Genomic DNA, 20,297 nt, shown 5'->3' on the forward strand with positions numbered 1-20,297 from the left:
CCGGCTGGATTTTTTGTTACTGTACACGCATACGTGTCCAGTAACGGAATTTGCCGTGGCTTCGAATTTCAATACGGCAAATTCCTGCTGCCACCACGTTTTCTTACGGCACTTTCGGTCCCAAAAGTGCCCACCCGTGAACAGAAACGATTTTTTCTCTCTAAAATTACTACCTATGAACAGTTACCCGCCGTTACCTCTTTGATCAGAAGCAGCCGCGCCCCTGCTCCGGCTTCCTCCCCGTCGATTTCATTCATTTCCCGCACCTGATCCACCGTCGTGTGGAATTTTTTTGCAATTTTCCACAGAGAATCCCCCGGCTGCACAATATAACCCACAATCCCTGGCTGCTGCTCCCAGCGCTTTAAATCGAACGGCTGTGTCTGCACGGATGTAACCACCTCTTCCTGCATCGGCTGGAATACAAGCAGTTCCACCGTGAGCTGCGCCTTGACCTCCGCCTCACCGCCGCCCAGCATCACCGCGCCGAGCTGTTCCAGCCCCAGATTCAACTGCCAGACGCAGTCTTCCCGGATCCCCTCCGCCTCGACCGTGCCGGAAAATGGCAGAACCTCAGAAATTGCCCCGACCGGCGCCGCGTCATCATCCGTCAGATACAGGAGACTGACTTCCAGCACTCCCTCGATCGCCAGACCGTTTTCTGACGGGCGGCTCTCATCCAGCCGGACAATCCCACTGCTGTGGCAAATCTGCAGAATTCGATCCGGTTTCTGAAAAGAAACGCTTCCGCCCACTCGCATTTTGCAGCTGTTGCGCGTCAAAAGCCGGTCAAAGCACACCTCCCCCTGCTCGCTCACGACCTCGCAGCCGGTCGAATAGAGATCGCTTAAAAGTTCCACTGATTCTTCTTTATAAAGTCGGATGTCCAGCTCCAGCACCGCCTCCACTTCCACTTCGCGCATCTCCCCATCGCTGTCCGGCTTTTTGTCCGCCTCTGCATGAAGAATCCGGACCCCGACCGCCGGGATCATCTCCTCCACCGCCTCCGAGAGTTCCACTTCACCGGAAAACGGAATACTCTCCTCCAACCACTGAACCGGCGTGTGCTCGCCCTCGCCGCTGTAAATCAGGAACACCGACAATTCACCGTCCAGATGCAGTTTTCCATCCAACGGGCGCACCGAAACATCCCGAAGACGCATCTCCTGCCAGAGAATCGTCTCAATATTCGGCTTATTTGCCGATACGCTTACTTCCTCCCGGACCCGGTAGATATCTTTGCGCCGCACTGCAAGCGTCGCTGCCGGAACGCTTCTCTTCAGGACTTGCAGCCCCGCATCGTCCGTCTCGACGTCCGCGGCAGCCTGCGCATCGACGCGGCTTTCCGCCCGCACCGTAAGCGTCAGCACCGCTTTGGCGCTCAGCTTGCGCGAATGAATCATGGTAATATTCAAATCTTCGATATTCCATACGATCTGCGTATAGTCGCGCTCCGAAAGCTCCGGCACATTGACCGTTTCCTCAAATGGAATCTCCCCGCCCATCGCCTGCAGCCCGCCCGACTCCCGGCGGTACAGCACCCGGAACACAAGCTTTCCCCGGATCAACACCTTTTCTCCCTGAATCCGTGAATTTTCTATCTGAACTTCCCCGTCTGACAGCAGTATCTGCACCGCATCATCCAGCGCATCCGGCACAATAAAATCATCATCCAGCGTCAGCTGCGACACCGCCGTCCCCCTCTGCCGATTCATATGTATCTCTTTTTTGATCAGCTCTATCATAAAAAACGCCCCTTTCCAAACCGCACGCATTTCTCTCAAAGAAATTTATGCAGCCGAAAGGGGCGTTATGAATAATTTTGTGTCAGGCTTTCTCCTGTCCTGCCCGCACTGCCTCCAGTTCCTTCCGCAGGTTTGCCGACTCTTCTCTAAGTTCCTGAAGCTCTTTCCGGAGCGCGTCGATCTGCTCTAAAATACGCTGATCGTCCTCGCCGATGATCATCTTCTGCTTCTTCGGCAGCGCCACGCCGTCCTTCTTGACCGGACGCGCCGGAATGCCGACAGCCGTGGTATTTTCCTCGAGCGGGCGGAGCAGAACCGCATTTGCCGCTACGGAACAGTTATCACCGACCTCGAAAGAACCGAGAATCTTTGCGCCGGAACCGACCGTCACATTATTTCCCAGCGTCGGATGACGTTTACCCTTCTGTGTTCCGACACCGCCCAGCGTCACACCCTGGTAAATCGTACAGTTGTCGCCGACCACCGCCGTCTCACCGATGACAACGCCGCAGCCGTGGTCAATCAGAATACCGTGTCCGAGCTGTGCACCCGGATGAATCTCAATCAATGTAAAGAAACGTGCCACCTGTGAAATCAGGCGCGCAATGAAAAACATATGGTGCTCATAAAACCAGTGCGCCACCCGGTGCCAGATCAGTGCATGTACGCCCTGATATAAAAGTAGTACCTCCAATGCATTTCTCGCAGCCGGATCGCGCTCCTGAACCGCTTTTACATCCATCCAAATATCTTTTAAAATCATGTTTCTTCCCCTTTTACTGAACTGAATGACCTTTCCGTTTCCGCAAAATCTCAGAACCTATCATCCTTCTCTCCTCCGACAGCCATTCTTTCTGACTGGCTGCTGCAGTTTCTCATTGTCATCCTATGTTGTTTTTATGCTGCCGTTCATATATTTTGTAAACTACAACACCCTGCGATCCCGCCAAATACCTTGCCGCAGAGACGCACATATTCCTGATATTCCGGTGTCTCATTCAAATCCTTCAAAAGGTCTATCATCGACGTGTAATACCACGCCTGTTTCTCTCTGTCCTTCATATTAAACCGCTGCCAGAGCTCCTCCCCGACCAACAGATAGTCACGCGCCATGCTGCGGATATTGCTCAGCTTATCCGCCATCGTCAGGATCTTCTCCGCCGGACTCGCTGTTTTCAGATGTTCCAGCGTGTGCCCCTTGCGCTCAATCCAGGTTTTGGACTTATCCTCGCTCTCCGCCGCGACCAGATCCGCAACCCGGGTGCCAAACTCCTGTTTCAAATCCTCGTAGGTCACATCCGTGTCCTCGATCGTATCATGCAGAAGTGCCGCTACCAGTATCTCCTCATCGTTCGTCAGCATCGACGCAATCAGCGCCGTCTCCAGCGGATGAACGATATACGGAATTCTGGTTCCCTTCCGATGTGCGCCCTTATGCGCCTGTTCTGCGAATTTTGCCGCTCTGTCAATCATGGTTGTTCCTCTGTCTATATTGCTTATACTGTTTAAACGATTGCTACTGTTTCAAATGTATATCCATCTTGTTGTATGGAATTTCGATGCCCGCCTCGTCAAATGACAGCTTGATCTGTTCCAGAATGTCCCATCTCGTCTGCCAGTAATCGGCCGTCTCTACCCAGCCCCGGATACCAAGCACCACGCTGCTGTCGCCCAAGCTGTCCACAAATACCTTGATGTCCTCGTCCTTCTTCACCATCGGATGCTCCCGGTAAACGCGCTCTAACACCGCCTTTGCCGTCCGGATATCCGCCTCATAGGCAATACCGACCTTGAGCTCCAGCATCCGCTTGTCCATCGCCGTCACGTTGGTCACGGTTGAGTTTGAAAGGGTGCCATTCGGGATGGTAATTGCTTTATTATCGGTTGTCAGGATAGTCGTGTAAACCAGCCCGACCATCGAAACCCTTCCCTCCCCGGACGGGGAAATGATATAATCCCCCACCCGGAACGGTTTCATAATTAAAATCAAGAGTCCGCCCGCAAAGTTTCCAAGACTCTGCTGGAGCGCCAAACTCAGCGCAAGACCTGCCGCGCCAAGAACCGCCACAATCGAGGCGCTGTCCATGCCAAGCTGCCCTGCAATCATAAAAAGCAGGAATACATTCATCACAAACTGGGTCAGCGCCCGCAGGAAACGAGTCACACCCACATCCATACCGGCATGCTCCATCGAGCGGGACAGCATCTTCTCGATCATCGAAATGACCTTACGTCCAATCAGGAAAATGATGAGCGCCACCAGTACCTTCTGTCCCAATGCCATAAGCCCCGGGCCAATCCGGTGCATGATCGCAGCCATCGTATCCACGTTCAAATTTGCCGGATCCGATAGTGACTCTGCTACCGCCGCGATCTCCTCGCCTGTCAGCTCTGCCGCTGTTGCCATCTATTTCATTCCTTCCTGTACTTACTCTTTTCCCACCTTTTTATCCAGACCTTCTTCCAATCCCGCCTGTCGTCTCGCAATCGAGGACAGACTGATAATCTTGGAGGAAAGCCCCGCCTTCGCCTCTGCCAGCTTATCTGAAATACCCGCCAGGCGTTCTGCTGCCGCAGCAGCTGTCCCCCCGGCTTTTCCATTGAATGCCGCCGCTGCATCCGCCATCATGCTCTGGAGATCGGTTTCAGCCTTTTCTTTTACACTCTTAGTGCTGTGGGTCGTCTTTTTCGTCTTCGCCGGTTTTTCTTTCTTCTCCGGCTCCGTCGGCGTGCAGCTGAAGACACTGATGCCAAGCGGCGCCAGCTGGATCGTGATGGAATTTTCCTTTCCATCACATTCCTCTGCCTTCGAGGACTTCATACGCGGATTGACCTTTCCGCTTCCGCCGAACTTCTCCGCATCGCTGTTGAAAATCTCTTTGTATTTTCCCTTAAACGGTACGCCGACCGTCAGCTTCTCATGCAGCTGCGGGGCAAAGTTGCAGACAAAGAGCAGTGTCTCATCCGCGCCGCGCCGGAGAAATGCAATGATATTGTCCGCTGCATCCATGCAGTTGATCCACTCGAAGCCTTCCGTCTGATAATCTTTCTGATAGAGTGCCGGATGGCTGGTATAAAAGTGATTTAACTCCTTCACATACTCCTTCATCTGGCTGTGGATCGGATACTGCAGCAGCTCCCACTCGATCGATGCATTCTCATTCCACTCATCCATCTGGGCGAAATCCTGTCCCATGAAGAGGAGTTTCTTGCCCGGATGTCCCATCATAAAACCGTATGCCGCCCGCAGGTTCGCAAACTTGTCCTCAAACGTCTGTCCCGGCATCTTATTGACCAGGGAACCTTTTCCGTGAACCACCTCGTCGTGTGAGAAGACGAGGACGAAATTTTCACTGTAGGCGTAAATCATGCTGAAGGTCAGCTCATTGTAGTGGTGGCACCGGAAATATGGATCCTGCTCCATATAGCCCAGAAAATCGTTCATCCAGCCCATGTTCCATTTATAATCAAAGCCAAGACCGCCGTTCTTCACGTCACCGGTAACCTTCGGCCATGCCGTCGATTCCTCGGCAATCAGAATCGCGCCGTCCTTGCGTCCCCTGAAGACAGAGTTCAGATGCTTTAAGAACTCGACCGCCTCCAGATTCTCATGACCGCCGTACATATTGGCAATCCATTCACCCGGATTCTTGCCATAATCCAGATACAGCATCGACGCCACCGCATCAAACCGGATGCCGTCCGCGTGATAGCGGTCCGCCCAGAACATCGCATTCGCAATCAGGAAGTTTGAAACCCCCGGTCTGCCGTAGTTGTAGATCAGCGTACCCCAGTGCGGATGCGCCCCCTGTCTCGGATCCTTGTGCTCATAGAGGCAGCTTCCGTCAAACTGCGCCATGCCCCATGCATCACGCGGGAAATGTGCCGGAACCCAGTCAAGGATAACGCCAATCCCCTGTCCGTGCAGGTAATCCATAAAATACATGAAATCATCCGGTGTGCCGAAGCGGCTGGTCGGTGCGTAATATCCCGTCACCTGATAACCCCACGAAGCATCCAGCGGATGTTCCATGACCGGCAGAAGTTCCACATGGGTATACCCCATTTCCTTCACATATTCCGCCAGCTTGACCGCGATCTCACGGTAATTGTAAAACTCCGATCCGACAATCTCGCGTCCTCTCTTATCCACCTCGGTCGGTTTTCGCATCCAGGAACCGAGATGTACCTCATAGATCGACATCGGCGCCGTCTTCGTGTCGAGCGCCGCCCGTTTCTTCATCCAGTCCTGATCGTTCCATTTATATTCGTCCAGATCCCAGACGATGGATGCCGTGTTCGGTCTAAGTTCCGCATAGTTCGCATACGGATCCGCCTTCAGCGCCGGGTCGCCGTTCTTGAACTTAATTTCATATTTATAAACAGCGCCCTTTTTTAGCTCCGGGATAAAAATCTCAAACACGCCCGAATCTCCCAACCGCCGCATCTGGCTGCGTCTGCCATCCCACAGGTTGAAATCACCGACGACACTCACGCGCATCGCTTCCGGCGCCCAGACTGCAAAATAGACGCCGCTCACACCTTTGACCGTCATCGGATGCGCGCCCATCTTATTATAAATGCTGTAGTGGACGCCCGCCTCGAATTTCTTCAAATCCGATTCCGTAAACTGCGGTGCAAAGGAATACGGATCGTGTATCTCGCTTAACGTACCATTATCATAAAACACAAGGAGGGTATAATCCGCCAGAGTCTTGCGCGGAATCAGCGCCGCAAAAAAGCCAGTCTCGTCCGCCATCTCCATCTGGTATTGCTTGCCGGTTGCCGAAAGTTTGACCGTAATATCGCGCGCCGTCGGAATAAACGCCTGTACCAGCATTCCCTCCGGCGTCATATGGGCTCCCAGCATCCGGTGCGGGTTTGCCGCTTCCGAATAGACAATTTCTTCAATTCCAGCCCAGTCCATCAGATCGTATAATGTTTTATCCATACATACGCCCCCTTGCGTTCCTTTGTGGTTTTTGGTTTTAGCTTCATTTTAGCATCCCGCGCCCAATAATACAATCATACACTTCAAAACATTTATGAATTTTCCCGAAATTTCGTGAAAAAACTTGATAAATCAAGGCATCTCATATACACTATTATGTCAGAAGGTTACCATTTACAGTAGCCTATTACTGCTCATGCGTTGCACAAACGTTACTGCCGTAGCAGACACCTTTGGAACTGAAAGTGCCATAAGATAACGTCACACAGACAGCAACAGCAGAGAGAGGAGATATATATGGAAGATCAAGATAGAGACCATATTTCGTCCCGAAGCAATTTCTCCGGGCGTTCCGATCAGGAACTGGATGAGATGCTCGATGAACTCCGCGCCGGAAAAATCGGCATCAACCAGCCAGGCCAGAACTCTTCGGAACACGATTTGGAAGATACGCCCGAAGAGAACAACAACGCTTCAGGTACCGGAAATGCCGCAAAATCCAAGAAGGGCAAGAGCCGCAAGGAAGGCTTCAATCTCAAGGACGAGGTCATAAGCTGGATTCAGGTTCTGGTTGCCGCCGCTATTATCGCATTCTGCGTCAACCATTTCATCATCGCCAACAGCGAAGTCCCGACCAGCTCGATGGAAACGACCATCATGGCTGGCGACCGCGTCATCGGCTCACGGTTAAGCTACAAATTCGGAGATCCGCAGCGGGGTGACATCGCCATTTTCATTTATCCGGATGATGAAGCGAAAGGCATCAAAACGTACTATGTCAAACGTATCATTGGTATGCCGGGCGACACGATCGACATCGTAGACGGCAAGGTATACTTAAATGGTTCCGATACACCGCTCGACGAACCGTATCTGCATGAACCGATGGAACCGGAGGAACCGCAGCACTACGAAGTGCCGGATGGCTGCTATTTCATGCTGGGCGACAACCGGAACTATTCCAACGACGCCCGCCGCTGGACGCACAAATACGTCAAGCGCGACAAACTGGTTGCCAAGGTACTGTTCCAGTATTTTCCGAAGATCCAGAAACTGAATTAACCCAATATTTACTTTAGGAAGGAACAAAGAACATCATGAAGAAAGTAGTAAAGTTTGGCGGAAGTTCCCTCGCCAGCGCAAAACAGTTCAAAAAAGTCGGAGATATTATCCGTGCTGATAAATCCAGACGCTACGTTGTACCGTCTGCTCCGGGCAAACGCAACAAAAATGACACCAAAGTAACCGATATGCTCTATGCCTGCTACGAGGCAGCTTCCACCGGCGCAAGCTACGGCAAGCTTCTCTCCGCCATCAAAGAGCGCTATGAGCAGATCATCGACGGTCTGGAGTTGAATTTAAACCTCGATTATGAGTTCAAGACCATCGAGGAAAACTTTATCGCAAAAAAAGGCAGCGATTACGCAGCTTCCCGCGGTGAGTATTTAAACGGTATCATCATGTCCCATTACCTGGGCTATGAGTTCATCGATGCAGCCGAGGTAATCTTCTTTGACGAGAATGGTACATTCCTGTCCGAGAAAACCAATGAAGAGCTGTCCGAACGCCTCGCGCACACTGAGCGCGCCGTCATCCCAGGCTTCTACGGGTCCAATCCGGACGGCACGATACACACCTTCTCCCGCGGTGGTTCGGATATCACTGGCTCCATCGTAGCCCGCGCGATTCACGCAGACCTCTACGAGAACTGGACCGATGTATCCGGTTTCCTGGTAACCGACCCGCGCATCGTGGAAAATCCGGTTCCGATCGAGACCATCACCTACAAAGAACTGCGTGAACTGGCTTACATGGGTGCCAGCGTCCTTCATGAGGATGCCATCTTCCCGGTACGCCGCGAGGGCATCCCGATCAACATCCGCAACACCAACAAGCCGGAGGATCCGGGTACACTCATCGTCGAGAATACCTGCCGGAAGCCGAAATACACCATCACCGGTATCGCCGGAAAGACTGGTTTCTGCTCTGTTACCATCGAGAAAGCGATGATGAACTCCGAAATTGGGTTTGGGAGAAAAGTTCTGGGTGTCTTCGAGGACTGCGGTATTTCCTTCGAGCATATGCCGTCCGGAATCGACACGATGACCATCTTCGTACACCAGTCCGAATTCGAACAGCATGAGCAGTTCGTTATCTCCAACATCCACCGCGCGGTACAGCCGGATTCCATCGAGCTTGAGTCCGATTTAGCACTCATCGCCGTCGTAGGACGCGGCATGAAGTCCACCCGCGGCACTGCCGGACGCATCTTCTCCGCTCTGGCACACGCCCGCATCAACGTCAAGATGATCGACCAGGGTTCCAGTGAACTCAACATCATCATCGGCGTGAAGAACGCAGATTTCGAGGCGGCTGTGAAAGCGATTTATGATATTTTTATTACGGCGGAGCTGTAAGAGCAAATTTTAAAGTTATTAAGATAAAAAGTCATCTTTGAGACAAACAAAACATCTCAAAGATGACTTTTTATAATTTTATCTTTATGATATACTAATACAGCTACCACCCCTAGACAGGTGCAGAAAGGGGGTGTGCCATTTTGAATATATTTCTGTCTTTTCTTGTGTCCGTCGTGGCAAGTGTAATCGCCTATTACATATGCAAGTGGTTGGACGGACATCGTTAGGTAGTCAGCCAGAGGCTTAAGCCACCTCGCCCAAATGGAATAAAATCCCTCAGGTGTGCCCGCACCTGAGGGATTTGTTTTTGTGCCACTTTGAACACTTTTGTCTTTTCGCCTAATGGCATTATAGCATATGCCAAATATAATTTCAATATGCTCTTTACTTCCGGTTCGCCTTCTCCATATGCACGTTCTTGCCCTTGATCTTCGCACCGCGCATCGCCTGCAGTACAACGTCCGCATGCTCTCTCGGCACCTCGACGAATGTGTAATTATCGAACATATCAATACTTCCGACCATACGTCCCGGCATGCCGGATTCTCCGGCGATCGCACCGAGGATATCGCCCGGACGGATGCCCTGGTTCTTTCCGATGTTGATGAAGAGACGCGCTACGTCCTCATTTCTGCCACGGCTTCCTCTGCCGTTTCTTCCACCACGGCTGCGGCGGCTCTCATCCTCGAGATCCTCCAGCTCACGCAGCGGGCGGTTCTCCTCTAAGAGCTCCTCGCCCTCTTCGCCCATCATCATTTTGAGCAGCGCTGCTGCCAGATCGAGCGTCGTGTAGTCCTCTTCCAGCACACGTTTTTCTACAATATCGATCACCTTGCTCAGATCGCTGTCCTGCAGCACCTCGCCCACCTGGTCGAGAATCTTATCTGCCTTGATGGAGGTCACATCGTCCAGAGACGGAATCGCCTGCGGAATGATGCGGGTCTTGCAGTAGCGCTGGATCTCGCGCAGCTTGTAAACCTCTTTGCCGACTACGAGGTTAAACGCCTTGCCCTCGCGTCCGGCACGGCCGGTACGTCCGATGCGATGTACATAATACTCGTCATCCTGCGGTACATCATAGTTGAATACCGCCTCAACATCATCGACGTCGATACCGCGGGCTGCCACATCCGTTGCCACCAGAATGTCCGTCCGTCCGGTACGGAATGCACGCATGACACGGTCACGCTGCTCCTGTTTCAGATCGCCGTGAAGTCCTTCTGCAAAATAACCGCGTCCCTGTAAGCCCTGTACCAGCTCATCGACCTGCTTTTTCGTGTTGCAAAATACCACTGAGAGCTTCGGATCATAGAGATCCAGCAGACGGCACATAACCTCCAGCTTATTCTTCGGTTTTACTTCATAATAATACTGGGTTACCTTCGGAACGGTCAGCTCTTTCTTGACCACGCGCACAATCTGCGGATCTTTCTGGAAGTTCGTCGCGATCCGCTGAATCGCCTGCGGCATCGTCGCTGAGAACATCAGCGTCTGTCTCTCCTCCGGCAGTGCGCTTAAGATGGTTTCCATATCCTCTAAAAAGCCCATGTTCAGCATCTCGTCCGCCTCGTCGAGGACAACCGTGTGGATCTGATCCATCTTGACGGTTTTGCGGCGCATGTGATCCATCACACGCCCCGGCGTACCGATGATAACCTGCACACCATCCTTGAGGGAACGGATCTGACGTCCGATCTCCTGTCCGCCGTAGATCGGCAGAACCTTGACACCGTGCATGTATTTTGCCAGGCGGCGGATCTCCTCAGATACCTGGATGGCAAGTTCACGGGTCGGGCAGAGAATGATCGCCTGCGGCTTCTTATTCTTCGGATCGATCTTCTGTAACAGCGGAATACCAAACGCAGCCGTCTTACCGGTACCGGTCTGTGCCTGTCCGATGATATCCAGTCCCTGCAGTTCCAGCGGAATCGCCTGTCCCTGAATCGGAGAAGCCGCCTCGAACCCCATATCGGTGATCGCACGCATGATCTTTGCATCTAACTCTAAATCTTCAAATCTGATTGTTTCCATTCTATTCCTTTCATTGTCTGATTAACGGTCTGCACATTCCGGAGATACATTTCATATATCATATTAGTTATCTTTTTTGCATTCTTCCGGAATATTTACAAAAAAAGAAAGAGGCAGTTTGCCCCTTTGCAATACGCATAGCTATCACTATACCAGATCATAGTGTGGATGTCAAACAGATGGAGAAAAATTTGACATCCACCCCATTTGGGACTACACTAACAGTTGATTTCATACAGTTGCTGCATGCTCTATGAACCTGCCGGACTGTCACTGCATTTCTTATTTATATACACCCGAAGTTTTGTTGCACCGGATTTTCTCAAAACTTCCAGACATACATCACAGCAGAAAGGAGGACAGCGCCGTTCTTTTTCCAAAAGGTTTTTGATACAGGCGCCTGTTATCATTATGAAAATCATTGATTCACATTTGCACTTTTGTCCCGGTTACCCGCATTTCGATGAGATTGCCATCGAAGCCGGTCATATCAATAATGAAGAGCATCTGCGGGAATGCTTTCAGAAATATAATATCGTCGGCGGCATCGTCATGGGAAACCGCGGCGTTCACCCGGATAATCACACATACCCGGATTTTCTGCGCTATTGCGTCGGCGTCGAAGCACGAAAACTGACGCCGGAAAAGATTCAGAAGACATGCGATCTTGTCGAAGAAAACTTAAAACGGAATACCTGCGTCGGCATCAAACTCTATCCGGGATATGATTCCATCTACGTTACCGACGAGCGCTTCGAACCGATCTACGACCTCGCCAAGGCGTATAAAAAGCCGGTTGCCATCCACACCGGACAGACCGCCGGTTCCAAAGCATTCATCAAATACAGCCATCCGCTGACCCTCGATGAAGCCGCCGTCCGCCATCCGGATGTCCAGTTCGTCATGTGCCACTTCGGCAACCCGTGGCTGATGGATGCCGCCGCCGTTGTCGAGAAAAATGAAAATGTCGCCGCCGACCTCTCTGGGCTTTTAGAGGGCAAATTTGACATTCCGGAGTTTCTGGAAGAGCAGAGCGGGTATATCAGCACCCTGAAAACCTGGCTTGCCTACATCCGCGACTATGATAAGCTCATGTTCGGCACCGACTGGCCGCTCGCCAACTATGAAGATTACATCGAAATTACGAAACGGCTGATTCCGGAAAAATACTGGGAAACTGTGTTCTATCAGGCGGCGGAGCGGATTTATCATTGCAATTTTTAATGGATTTTTAGAAATCATAGCTCTTTTAAACCATAAAAAAGATACTGAAAACGGCTTATTTCAGGCTGTTCCCAGTATCTTTTTTATCTCAAAACATCATTCTTTCCCGGCACCTGTCACATCTAAAAATACATCCGCCACTCTTTCCATCCCCAGATACGCATACGGCAGCAGCAGCATAAAATACACCACCGAATACTGCCCCTTTGCCTCCCAGACCAGATGGAACAGGAATCCCCCAATAAACACGATTCCCGGAAGCAGCATCCCCCATCTGTCCGTTTCTCCACGTTCCTGCCTCTCCCAGACCGTTTCCATTCCCTGTTTTTTCACAGCTTTCACAGTTTTTTCTGCCTTTTCTGCTTCTATCCTCTTTTCCCATGTTCGGTTCATCAGGACATGCTTACTTCGGCTTCCTTTGGCACTCATCCCGGCAATCACCCATACACATGCCATCGCATACACAAACGTCTGCACCAGATTCGCCGCAAAAACATAGAGCCGGTTCAGACCCCCTTCTTCCTTGAAAAGCTCCCATGGCGGGCTTCCCTCCGCCCAGGAGGTATTTCCCACCTCCTGGATCCAGAGACTCTGAAAGGTCGGTTCCGCCCAGATTGACTCGATCTTCCGAACAAAGAAATCAGCGGCTTTCGCCGGTTCCTCTGCCATATCTGAAATCGTTTTCCGCAAATCTGCCTGCGCCCATGCGGCCGCCAGATCCGCATCCCCATCTGCCTTCTGAAAGAGTTTTACCTGATAGCCATTGTACCAGCCCGGTCCACGTTTGCTCTCCTCCAGTCCCATCTGCACCCAGGCAATCATCGGCGCACCGTCCGATACCGTGCGTCCGGTCACAGAAGAAATTCCTGTTTGAATCCCCCGGTTTCCAATCACATACACTGTAATCAGAAGCACCGCTGCCACCAGCAGGCGTGCTTTCCTTCGAAAGACTCCCGAGGATGCCAGATACAAAAACAGCGCCACCAGCACAATCTCATAATTCGACTTGAGGATCACCGCCGCCGCTACTGCTGCCGCGCCAATCCAGAAGTCTCTTCCCCGCCCCTCTTCCACATACCGCACCAGACGTTCCATCGCCAGACACGAAAGTCCAAATCCTGGCATCGTGCCGTACACGAAGAGGATATAGAAAGAAAATGGCAGACAGCACGCCATCCACAAAAGCAAGCTGCACCTTTCGTTTCCCCAGACCGTCATCCGCTGCAGGCTCACGATTCCCAGAATAAAAAATCCGATATTTAAAATCTGGAAAACTACATACGCCGCATCTCCAAAGAAAAATGCCAGCACTGCCATATAGAGAATCAGCCCGTTCTGAGACGGGTAAGTGTACGCATACCCAAGCGGTCCTTCCGCTGTCCCATATGAATACGCCACCGGCTCCCAGGCGCTGAAATCGCCCTGCAGAAGTCCTTGCGCGGACGCCATACACTGATGGGAGTCAGAACCGCCCCAGGACGGGACAAGGAGAATCCAAAAAAGATAGGCAGCAGCCGCTAAAAGAAGCCACTGGTTCTTCCGGCACTTTCGTTCCTTTCTCCGCCTGTAAAACACCGTCAATCCAATCACACCCGCACCAAAAAACAGGTGCAGAAACAGACTGTCCCTTCCATACTGTACAATCTCAGAACCTCCATAGACCCGGCAGGTCACAACCGCGCTGAGCAGTGTCATGAAAAAAAGAATTCCTCCCAACAAAATCCGCACCAGCCCGACACAAAATTTTTCCAGCATTTTCTTCCTCACTTCTGTCATTTCTGTCAAATTCAGGTTTCATCATTACTGTTCAAGCATCGTGCCCAGCAACTTTTTATCCCTTTTTCATTCCCATCTGCCCTAAAACTTTACTCATTTTATCAAGTCATTTGCCAAATGTCCACTCTTTCCGGCACTCTTTTTGTTACTATGAACAGCTACGGATTTGAACCGTTACCTCTTCCCCAAAATATAGCTTGACATTCCTCTTCGGTTCTGATATATCTTAAACATAGCAGTCATACAACTGACGGATAAGTGGATTAACCACATGAAGTATGACTGGAAATTGCCGACCGTCTGGGCGTCACAGCACAGACCGTGGGTATTTTTTTTTACTTTTTTTCACTCTCACTGTCTCTGCTGGGATCGAAATTTTTCAACCAGGAGGGAAACACATGTCTGCTATGTATCAAACATTCCAAAACACACCTATCTTCCAAACGGCCTGGAGAGATTTTCTGGGCTCCAAATGGACCGACGAAGTGAACGTCCGCGATTTCATCCAGAACAACTATACGCAATATGATGGCGATGAAAGCTTTCTCGCTGCCCCGACCAGTGCCACTCATCTGCTCTGGGAACGCCTTCAAAAGCTTCAGAAGGAAGAGCACGAAAAGGGCGGTGTGCTCGAATGCGAAACTGAAATCGTATCCAGCCTGACCGCCTACGGTCCGGGATATATCGATCCGGAGCTTAAAGATCTGGAACGCATCGTCGGACTTCAGACCGACAAACCACTCAAGCGGGCATTTATGCCATTCGGCGGAATCAAGATGGCGGAGGAAGCCGCTGAAACCTACGGCTACCATGTCAATCCAAAATTTCATAAAATCTTTACCGAATACCACAAAACCCACAACCAGGCCGTCTTCGATGCATATACCCCGGAAATGAAAGCCGCCCGCCACTGCCATATTGTCACCGGGCTTCCGGATACCTACGGACGCGGCCGAATCGTAGGCGACTACCGCCGGATCGCCCTGTACGGAATCGATTTCCTAATTCAGGAAAAGAAAAAGGATCTGGAACGCTGCGGAAATGGTGCCATGTTTGATGACATCATCCGCCAGCGGGAAGAGCTCGCCGAGCAGATCCGCGCTCTAAAGGGCATTCAGGAGATGGCTGCCATCTATGGTTTTGATATCTCCCGTCCGGCTTCCAATGCCAAAGAAGCCGTCCAGTGGCTCTACTTCGGTTACCTCGCTGCCGTTAAGACCCAGAACGGTGCCGCCATGAGTGTCGGACGCGTTTCCACCTTCCTTGATATCTACATCAACCGGGATTTAACAGAAAAAACACTGACCGAAGCCGAGGCACAGGAATTAATCGACCATATGACAATGAAATTCCGCATGGTAAAATTTGCCCGGATTCCATCCTACAACCAACTTTTCTCCGGCGATCCGGTCTGGGCAACGCTGGAGGTTGCCGGTCTGGGACAAGACGGGCGTCCGATGGTAACGAAAAACGATTTCCGCTTTTTACATACGCTGGAAAATATGGGACCGTCCCCGGAACCAAACCTGACCGTCCTTTACTCTTCCCGCCTGCCAGAGGCATTTAAGAAATATGCTGCCAAAATCTCCATCAACACATCCTCGATCCAGTATGAAAACGACGATGTCATGCGTCCCATCTGGGGGGACGACTACAGTATCTGCTGCTGCGTCTCCGCCACCCAGACAGGCAAGGAAATGCAGTTGTTCGGTGCCCGTGCCAATCTTGCCAAATGCCTTCTCTATGCCATCAACGGAGGCAGAGACGAGAAATACACTACCAAAGACGGACGCCCGATGCAGGTTGGTCCGGCGTATGCGCCGATCACATCCGAATACCTCGATTATCAGGAAGTCATGCATAAATACGATCAGATGCTGGACTGGCTGGCGGGCATTTATGTGAATATCCTCAATTTGATTCACTATATGCACGATAAATATTACTATGAATCCGCTGAGATGGCGTTGATCGACACGGATGTCCGGCGTACCTTTGCCACCGGAATCGCCGGTTTCTCCCACGTGGTCGATTCTCTCTCCGCGATCCGGTATGCAAAAGTGAAGGTCATCCGTGATGAATACGGCATCGCCCGCAAGTTTGAGACAGAGGGCGATTTCCCACGCTACGGAAATGATGACGACCGCGCCGATGAGATTGCCGTATGGCTGTTAAAAACCTTTTTACATAAAGTAAAAAAATACCACACCTACCGGAATTCCGAGGCAACCACCTCCATCCTCACGATTACCTCCAATGTTGTATATGGTAAGGCAACCGGCGCACTTCCGGACGGACGGCCGGCATTCACCCCGTTTGCCCCAGGCGCAACTCCTTCCTACGGCGCAGAGCAGAACGGTCTGCTCGCTTCTTTAAACTCGGTCGCAAAGCTTCCATATGAATATGCGCTCGACGGCATCTCCAACACAGAAACGATTGCACCGGGGGCGCTCGGTCACTCCGAGACAGAACGGAAAAACAACCTGGTTCACGTCCTGGACGGATATTTTGATCAGGGCGCGCATCATTTAAATGTAAATGTCTTTGGAATCGAAAAACTGAAAGACGCGATGGAACACCCGGAAAAACCGGAATATGCCAACTTCACCATCCGTGTTTCCGGATATGCCGTTAAATTTATCAATCTGACCAGAGAACAGCAGCTCGACGTGATCGCCCGTACCTGCCATGAGGTGCTGTAACGATGCATACCGGTTATATTCATTCCATCGATACCTTCGGCTCCGTAGACGGTCCCGGTGTCCGCTTCGTGGTATTCATGCAGGGCTGTCTCATGCGCTGCCGCTACTGCCACAATCCGGATACATGGGTACTGCCAAAGGGACTTTCCCTCCCGGACGCCTCCACCCGCACTTCCGGCGCATCCGCTCTTTCCGAAGGTGTTTCTTGTCCATCTAAACACACCAGTTCGCAGGAAATCATCCCGGAAGCACTTCTTCGCCAGGCACTCCGCTACCGGAGTTACTGGCGCGGGGGCGGCGGCATCACCGTCAGCGGCGGAGAACCGCTCCTTCAAGCTGACTTTTTGTGTGAATTTTTCCAGCTTGCCAAAGAACAGCACATTCACACCACACTGGACACCGCGGGACAGCCATTTACCACCGCCGAACCTTTCTTTTCCCGCCTGACCACGCTTTTAGAGCACACCGATCTTGTTATTCTGGATCTGAAACACATCGATCCAGAAAAACATCGTCTTCTGACTGGGCACTCCAACGAATCCATTCTTTCCTTTGCCCGGTTTTTAGACCAGATTCATAAGCCCATGTGGGTCCGGCATGTTTTAGTCCCCGGCATTACCGATGATCCAGCCAACCTGCATGGAATCCGTGCATTTCTGGACACACTTTCAAATGTGGAAAAGGTAGAAATTCTCCCCTACCACACGCTCGGCATCTATAAATGGGAAACGCTTGGCATTCCCTATTCCCTGTCCGGCATCCGTATCCCGGACGAGAACGATCTGAAACAGGCAGACCAAATCCTGTTGGGATGAAAAAGAATGTGCCTTGGCACATTCGGGCGTCTCGCGCGGTCGCTTGCGACATGTTTCTGCTTCGCGCGAGTGCGCATCCTCGCGGAGCATTTTATATTTCATAGGACGCAATTTCCTATGAAATATAAAACGGCCCTTGGAAAGCGCTCCTGTTTGCGTTTCCCAAGGGTCGTTTTTATGTGGCTTATCCAGTCATCAGACTTTAAACCGGTATCCAACGCCCCATATCGTCTCAATATACTGCGGTTTCGCCGTGTTGAACTCGATCTTCTCACGGATCTTCTTAATATGCACGGTAACCGTCGCGATATCTCCCAACGACTCCATATCCCAGATCTCGCGGAAGAGTTCTTCCTTGGTAAATACATGGTTCGGGTTCTGTGCTAAAAAGGTCAGCAGGTCAAATTCCTTCGTCGTGAAGTTCTTCTCCTCGCCGTTGATGTAAACGCGGCGGGCAGTCTTATCAATCTTGAGTCCCCGGATCTCGATGATCTCGTTTTCCGGCATACCGCTGCCGATCAGGCGCTCATAACGCGCCAGATGCGCCTTGACACGCGCCACCATCTCGCTCGGACTGAATGGTTTCGTGATATAATCGTCCGCGCCCAGTCCCAGACCGCGGATCTTGTCAATATCGTCCTTTTTCGCAGATACCATGATGATCGGTGTGTTTTTTACTTCCCGGATCTTCTTGCAGATCTCGAAGCCATCGACCCCTGGCAGCATCAGATCAAGAATCAGAAGGTCAAAATCTTCCTCCATGCCGCGTTTCAGTCCCGTTTCTCCATTATTTTCTATCTCAACCTCAAAACCAGAAAGCTCCAGATAGTCTTTTTCCAGCTCTGCAATACTCTCCTCGTCTTCTACGATTAATATTCTGCTCATCTGTGAATTCCTCCTGCTGTTTTTATTTAAACGACCAAACTTCAAATCACTATGCCCCGACATACTTGCGCAAAACGAAATGGATCTCCGTTCCGATGCCTTCCTTGCTGGTCGCCCAGATGCGTCCGCCGTGATCTTCGATAATCTTCTTTACGATCGAAAGCCCGATGCCGCTGCCGCCCTTGGACGAATTTCTCGACGAGTCCGTCCGGTAGAAACGGTCGAAAATATACGGCAGATCTTTCGCCGCGATTCCCTTTCCGTTGTCCTCGATGATGACCTGGATAAAATCGCCGTCATCCTTGATGCGGATATTTAAAATACCCTTTTTCTTGTCCAGATATTTGAGCGAATTTCCGATAATGTTGTTGATCACTCGCTTCATCTGCTCCGCGTCCGCGATCACGACCACATCCTCGTCCACATAGTTGAAATATCCCAGCTCGATGCCGCGCGTCTCCATATCCAGACCAACTTCCTCAACACAATCACCAAAATATTCCGCCACATTGATCTTTGAAAAGTTGTACGGAATCTTGTTCGTATCAATCTTCGAATAGAACGTCAGCTCGTCAATCAGTCGATCCATATCGTTTGCTTTATTATAAATCGTCCGAATATATTTATTCAATTTCTCAGGTGAAGAAGCCACGCCATCCTGAATGCCTTCCACATACCCCTTGATCGCCGTGATCGGAGTCTTCAGATCATGGGAAATATTGCTGATCAGCTCTTTGCTCTCCTTGTCGTACTGGAGTTTTTCTTCCTGCGATTCCTTGAGACGCAGACGCATCTCCTCGAAATCCTGGCAGAGCATTCCGATCTCATCTTCATCATCCACATCGAGCGTAAAGTCCAGATTTCCATCCCGGATCTGCTTGGTCGCCTCCTGCAGCTTGTGCAGCGGACGCAGCAGAGAACGGTAGATCCACATGATCAGCAGACCGCCCATAAAACTGATAATCAGCACGCCGAGAAGCAGCATCTCTCCGAGCAGCGCCTTGATCTCCGGCACATAATCCCCGACGTTCGTCACGATGAACACACTGCCCTGTGAATCATCTGAAAACCGGAAATCGATCTGTTTGACCAGATGCTGTTCCTCGCCATCCATGTAAATACTGCCTGCCATACTTCCCTGATCACCGTACGGCGCCAGCCGTTCGCAGAGCTCGCGTCCATCCTCGCTTCCGCAGAATGTGATGTCCTTGCCCTTGCGGATGACCAGATACGAATATTTATCGCGCAGTTCTTCATTGACCTTGTTCAAATAAGCCGGTTCTTCAAATAAATCTGTATTTTCCCCGACCGCCTCGCGGATCTCCTCCTGGATTCCCTGCGTCAGCCGGTTAAACACCTGTGTCTGATTGCCGGAGAGCAGATCGATCTGCTCCGACAGCCCGTATGTTTTCTGAAACAGATGCTCCTGATAATTTACGAGTCCGAACGCCGCCACAAATATGAGCACAATCGGAACGACCGTAATCGTCACAAAAGCAATCGCCAGACGTGTGCGTATCTTCATCCTATTTCCTCCAGTCATTGCCCGGTCTGATACCAGATTGCTCCTACAAAAATCCTCCCGCAAAACTGCGTCGGACTTCTGCGCTTTTGCTCCTGATATCTTCCACAAATAGTGTATCATATTTTGCAGATTACGTCTCTAAAAGTATTATAAATAAAAAAGCATGTGCCTTTTTGTGTAATAAAAGAGACTGCCGCAAAAGCGGCAGCCCCCTCGTTCTGAT

14 protein-coding genes and 1 riboswitch are annotated in these 20,297 nt (G+C 51.1%); of the genes, 5 read left to right on the forward strand and 9 right to left on the reverse strand.

Annotated elements, in window-relative coordinates:
• Window positions 1-173: 173 nt before the first annotated feature.
• The 5 genes from C7U56_RS07865 to glgB form a co-directional block, all read right to left on the reverse strand.
• A complete protein-coding gene (locus C7U56_RS07865; RefSeq protein ID WP_107000814.1) occupies window positions 174-1,745 on the reverse strand; it encodes a DUF3794 and LysM peptidoglycan-binding domain-containing protein in 1,572 nt (523 codons plus the stop codon).
• An 82-nt stretch (window positions 1,746-1,827) separates the two neighbouring features.
• On the reverse strand, window positions 1,828-2,508 hold the full coding sequence (gene cysE, locus C7U56_RS07870) for a serine O-acetyltransferase (RefSeq protein ID WP_022359459.1): 681 nt from the start codon (window positions 2,506-2,508) through the stop codon (window positions 1,828-1,830).
• A gap of 146 nt (window positions 2,509-2,654) precedes the next feature.
• Entirely contained in the window at window positions 2,655-3,218 is a 564-nt protein-coding gene (locus tag C7U56_RS07875; protein WP_107000815.1) for an HD domain-containing protein, read from the reverse strand.
• A gap of 43 nt (window positions 3,219-3,261) precedes the next feature.
• Window positions 3,262-4,152: a mechanosensitive ion channel family protein gene (locus tag C7U56_RS07880; protein WP_107000816.1), complete on the reverse strand. Its 891-nt coding sequence runs from the start codon at window positions 4,150-4,152 to the stop codon at window positions 3,262-3,264.
• A 21-nt stretch (window positions 4,153-4,173) separates the two neighbouring features.
• Window positions 4,174-6,696 carry a 1,4-alpha-glucan branching protein GlgB gene (gene glgB, locus C7U56_RS07885; RefSeq protein ID WP_233430218.1) on the reverse strand — a complete coding sequence of 841 codons (2,523 nt, stop codon included), beginning with the start codon at window positions 6,694-6,696 and terminating at the stop codon, window positions 4,174-4,176.
• Window positions 6,697-6,993: 297 nt separating this feature from the next.
• On the opposite strand from glgB, the gene lepB reads away from it, so the two are divergent.
• Together lepB and C7U56_RS07895 are read left to right on the forward strand one after the other, a co-directional pair.
• Window positions 6,994-7,758 (forward strand): signal peptidase I, encoded by a 765-nt coding sequence (gene lepB / locus C7U56_RS07890; RefSeq protein WP_463668707.1) that lies wholly within the window; start codon window positions 6,994-6,996, stop codon window positions 7,756-7,758.
• Between the two features lie 35 nt (window positions 7,759-7,793).
• Complete coding sequence (locus tag C7U56_RS07895) at window positions 7,794-9,113, forward strand: aspartate kinase (protein ID WP_107000817.1); 1,320 nt, start codon at window positions 7,794-7,796, stop codon at window positions 9,111-9,113.
• 387 nt (window positions 9,114-9,500) lie between these two features.
• Here C7U56_RS07895 and C7U56_RS07905 read toward each other — a convergent pair whose 3' ends face one another.
• The gene (locus C7U56_RS07905) at window positions 9,501-11,147 is read right to left on the reverse strand and encodes a DEAD/DEAH box helicase (protein ID WP_107000818.1); all 1,647 of its coding nucleotides are present in this window, start codon (window positions 11,145-11,147) and stop codon (window positions 9,501-9,503) included.
• A gap of 411 nt (window positions 11,148-11,558) precedes the next feature.
• Between C7U56_RS07905 and C7U56_RS07910 the strand changes: the two genes are divergently transcribed.
• Window positions 11,559-12,371 carry an amidohydrolase family protein gene (locus C7U56_RS07910; RefSeq protein WP_022359467.1) on the forward strand — a complete coding sequence of 271 codons (813 nt, stop codon included), beginning with the start codon at window positions 11,559-11,561 and terminating at the stop codon, window positions 12,369-12,371.
• Window positions 12,372-12,467: 96 nt separating this feature from the next.
• Here C7U56_RS07910 and C7U56_RS07915 read toward each other — a convergent pair whose 3' ends face one another.
• Window positions 12,468-14,066 (reverse strand): hypothetical protein, encoded by a 1,599-nt coding sequence (locus C7U56_RS07915; protein ID WP_146143916.1) that lies wholly within the window; start codon window positions 14,064-14,066, stop codon window positions 12,468-12,470.
• A gap of 314 nt (window positions 14,067-14,380) precedes the next feature.
• A riboswitch (ZMP/ZTP riboswitch) is annotated at window positions 14,381-14,460 on the forward strand.
• Between the two features lie 85 nt (window positions 14,461-14,545).
• Here C7U56_RS07915 and pflB point away from each other — a divergent pair.
• On the forward strand, window positions 14,546-16,849 hold the full coding sequence (pflB, locus tag C7U56_RS07920) for a formate C-acetyltransferase (protein WP_416242426.1): 2,304 nt from the start codon (window positions 14,546-14,548) through the stop codon (window positions 16,847-16,849).
• A gap of 2 nt (window positions 16,850-16,851) precedes the next feature.
• On the forward strand, window positions 16,852-17,664 hold the full coding sequence (locus C7U56_RS07925) for a radical SAM protein (RefSeq protein ID WP_107000820.1): 813 nt from the start codon (window positions 16,852-16,854) through the stop codon (window positions 17,662-17,664).
• 195 nt (window positions 17,665-17,859) lie between these two features.
• Here the strand turns inward: C7U56_RS07925 and C7U56_RS07930 are convergent, their stop codons facing one another.
• On the reverse strand, window positions 17,860-18,549 hold the full coding sequence (locus C7U56_RS07930; RefSeq protein WP_022359471.1) for a response regulator transcription factor: 690 nt from the start codon (window positions 18,547-18,549) through the stop codon (window positions 17,860-17,862).
• A gap of 49 nt (window positions 18,550-18,598) precedes the next feature.
• Window positions 18,599-20,074 carry a sensor histidine kinase gene (locus C7U56_RS07935; protein WP_107000821.1) on the reverse strand — a complete coding sequence of 492 codons (1,476 nt, stop codon included), beginning with the start codon at window positions 20,072-20,074 and terminating at the stop codon, window positions 18,599-18,601.
• Window positions 20,075-20,297 lie beyond the last annotated feature (223 nt).

The organism is Clostridium fessum, from assembly GCF_003024715.1.
Lineage (GTDB): Bacteria > Bacillota > Clostridia > Lachnospirales > Lachnospiraceae > Otoolea > Otoolea fessa.

Coding starts and splice junctions, on each gene's coding strand:
- C7U56_RS07895 (WP_107000817.1), top strand. CDS start 7,794: ATGAAGAAAGTAGTAAAGTTTGGCGGAAGTTCCCTCGCCAGCGCAAAA.
- C7U56_RS07930 (WP_022359471.1), bottom strand. CDS start 18,549: ATGAGCAGAATATTAATCGTAGAAGACGAGGAGAGTATTGCAGAGCTG.
- pflB (WP_416242426.1), top strand. CDS start 14,546: ATGTCTGCTATGTATCAAACATTCCAAAACACACCTATCTTCCAAACG.
- C7U56_RS07880 (WP_107000816.1), bottom strand. CDS start 4,152: ATGGCAACAGCGGCAGAGCTGACAGGCGAGGAGATCGCGGCGGTAGCA.
- cysE (WP_022359459.1), bottom strand. CDS start 2,508: ATGATTTTAAAAGATATTTGGATGGATGTAAAAGCGGTTCAGGAGCGC.
- C7U56_RS07865 (WP_107000814.1), bottom strand. CDS start 1,745: ATGATAGAGCTGATCAAAAAAGAGATACATATGAATCGGCAGAGGGGG.
- C7U56_RS07915 (WP_146143916.1), bottom strand. CDS start 14,066: ATGACACTGCTCAGCGCGGTTGTGACCTGCCGGGTCTATGGAGGTTCT.
- C7U56_RS07935 (WP_107000821.1), bottom strand. CDS start 20,074: ATGAAGATACGCACACGTCTGGCGATTGCTTTTGTGACGATTACGGTC.
- glgB (WP_233430218.1), bottom strand. CDS start 6,696: ATGGATAAAACATTATACGATCTGATGGACTGGGCTGGAATTGAAGAA.
- lepB (WP_463668707.1), top strand. CDS start 6,994: ATGGAAGATCAAGATAGAGACCATATTTCGTCCCGAAGCAATTTCTCC.
- C7U56_RS07875 (WP_107000815.1), bottom strand. CDS start 3,218: ATGATTGACAGAGCGGCAAAATTCGCAGAACAGGCGCATAAGGGCGCA.
- C7U56_RS07910 (WP_022359467.1), top strand. CDS start 11,559: ATGAAAATCATTGATTCACATTTGCACTTTTGTCCCGGTTACCCGCAT.
- C7U56_RS07905 (WP_107000818.1), bottom strand. CDS start 11,147: ATGGAAACAATCAGATTTGAAGATTTAGAGTTAGATGCAAAGATCATG.
- C7U56_RS07925 (WP_107000820.1), top strand. CDS start 16,852: ATGCATACCGGTTATATTCATTCCATCGATACCTTCGGCTCCGTAGAC.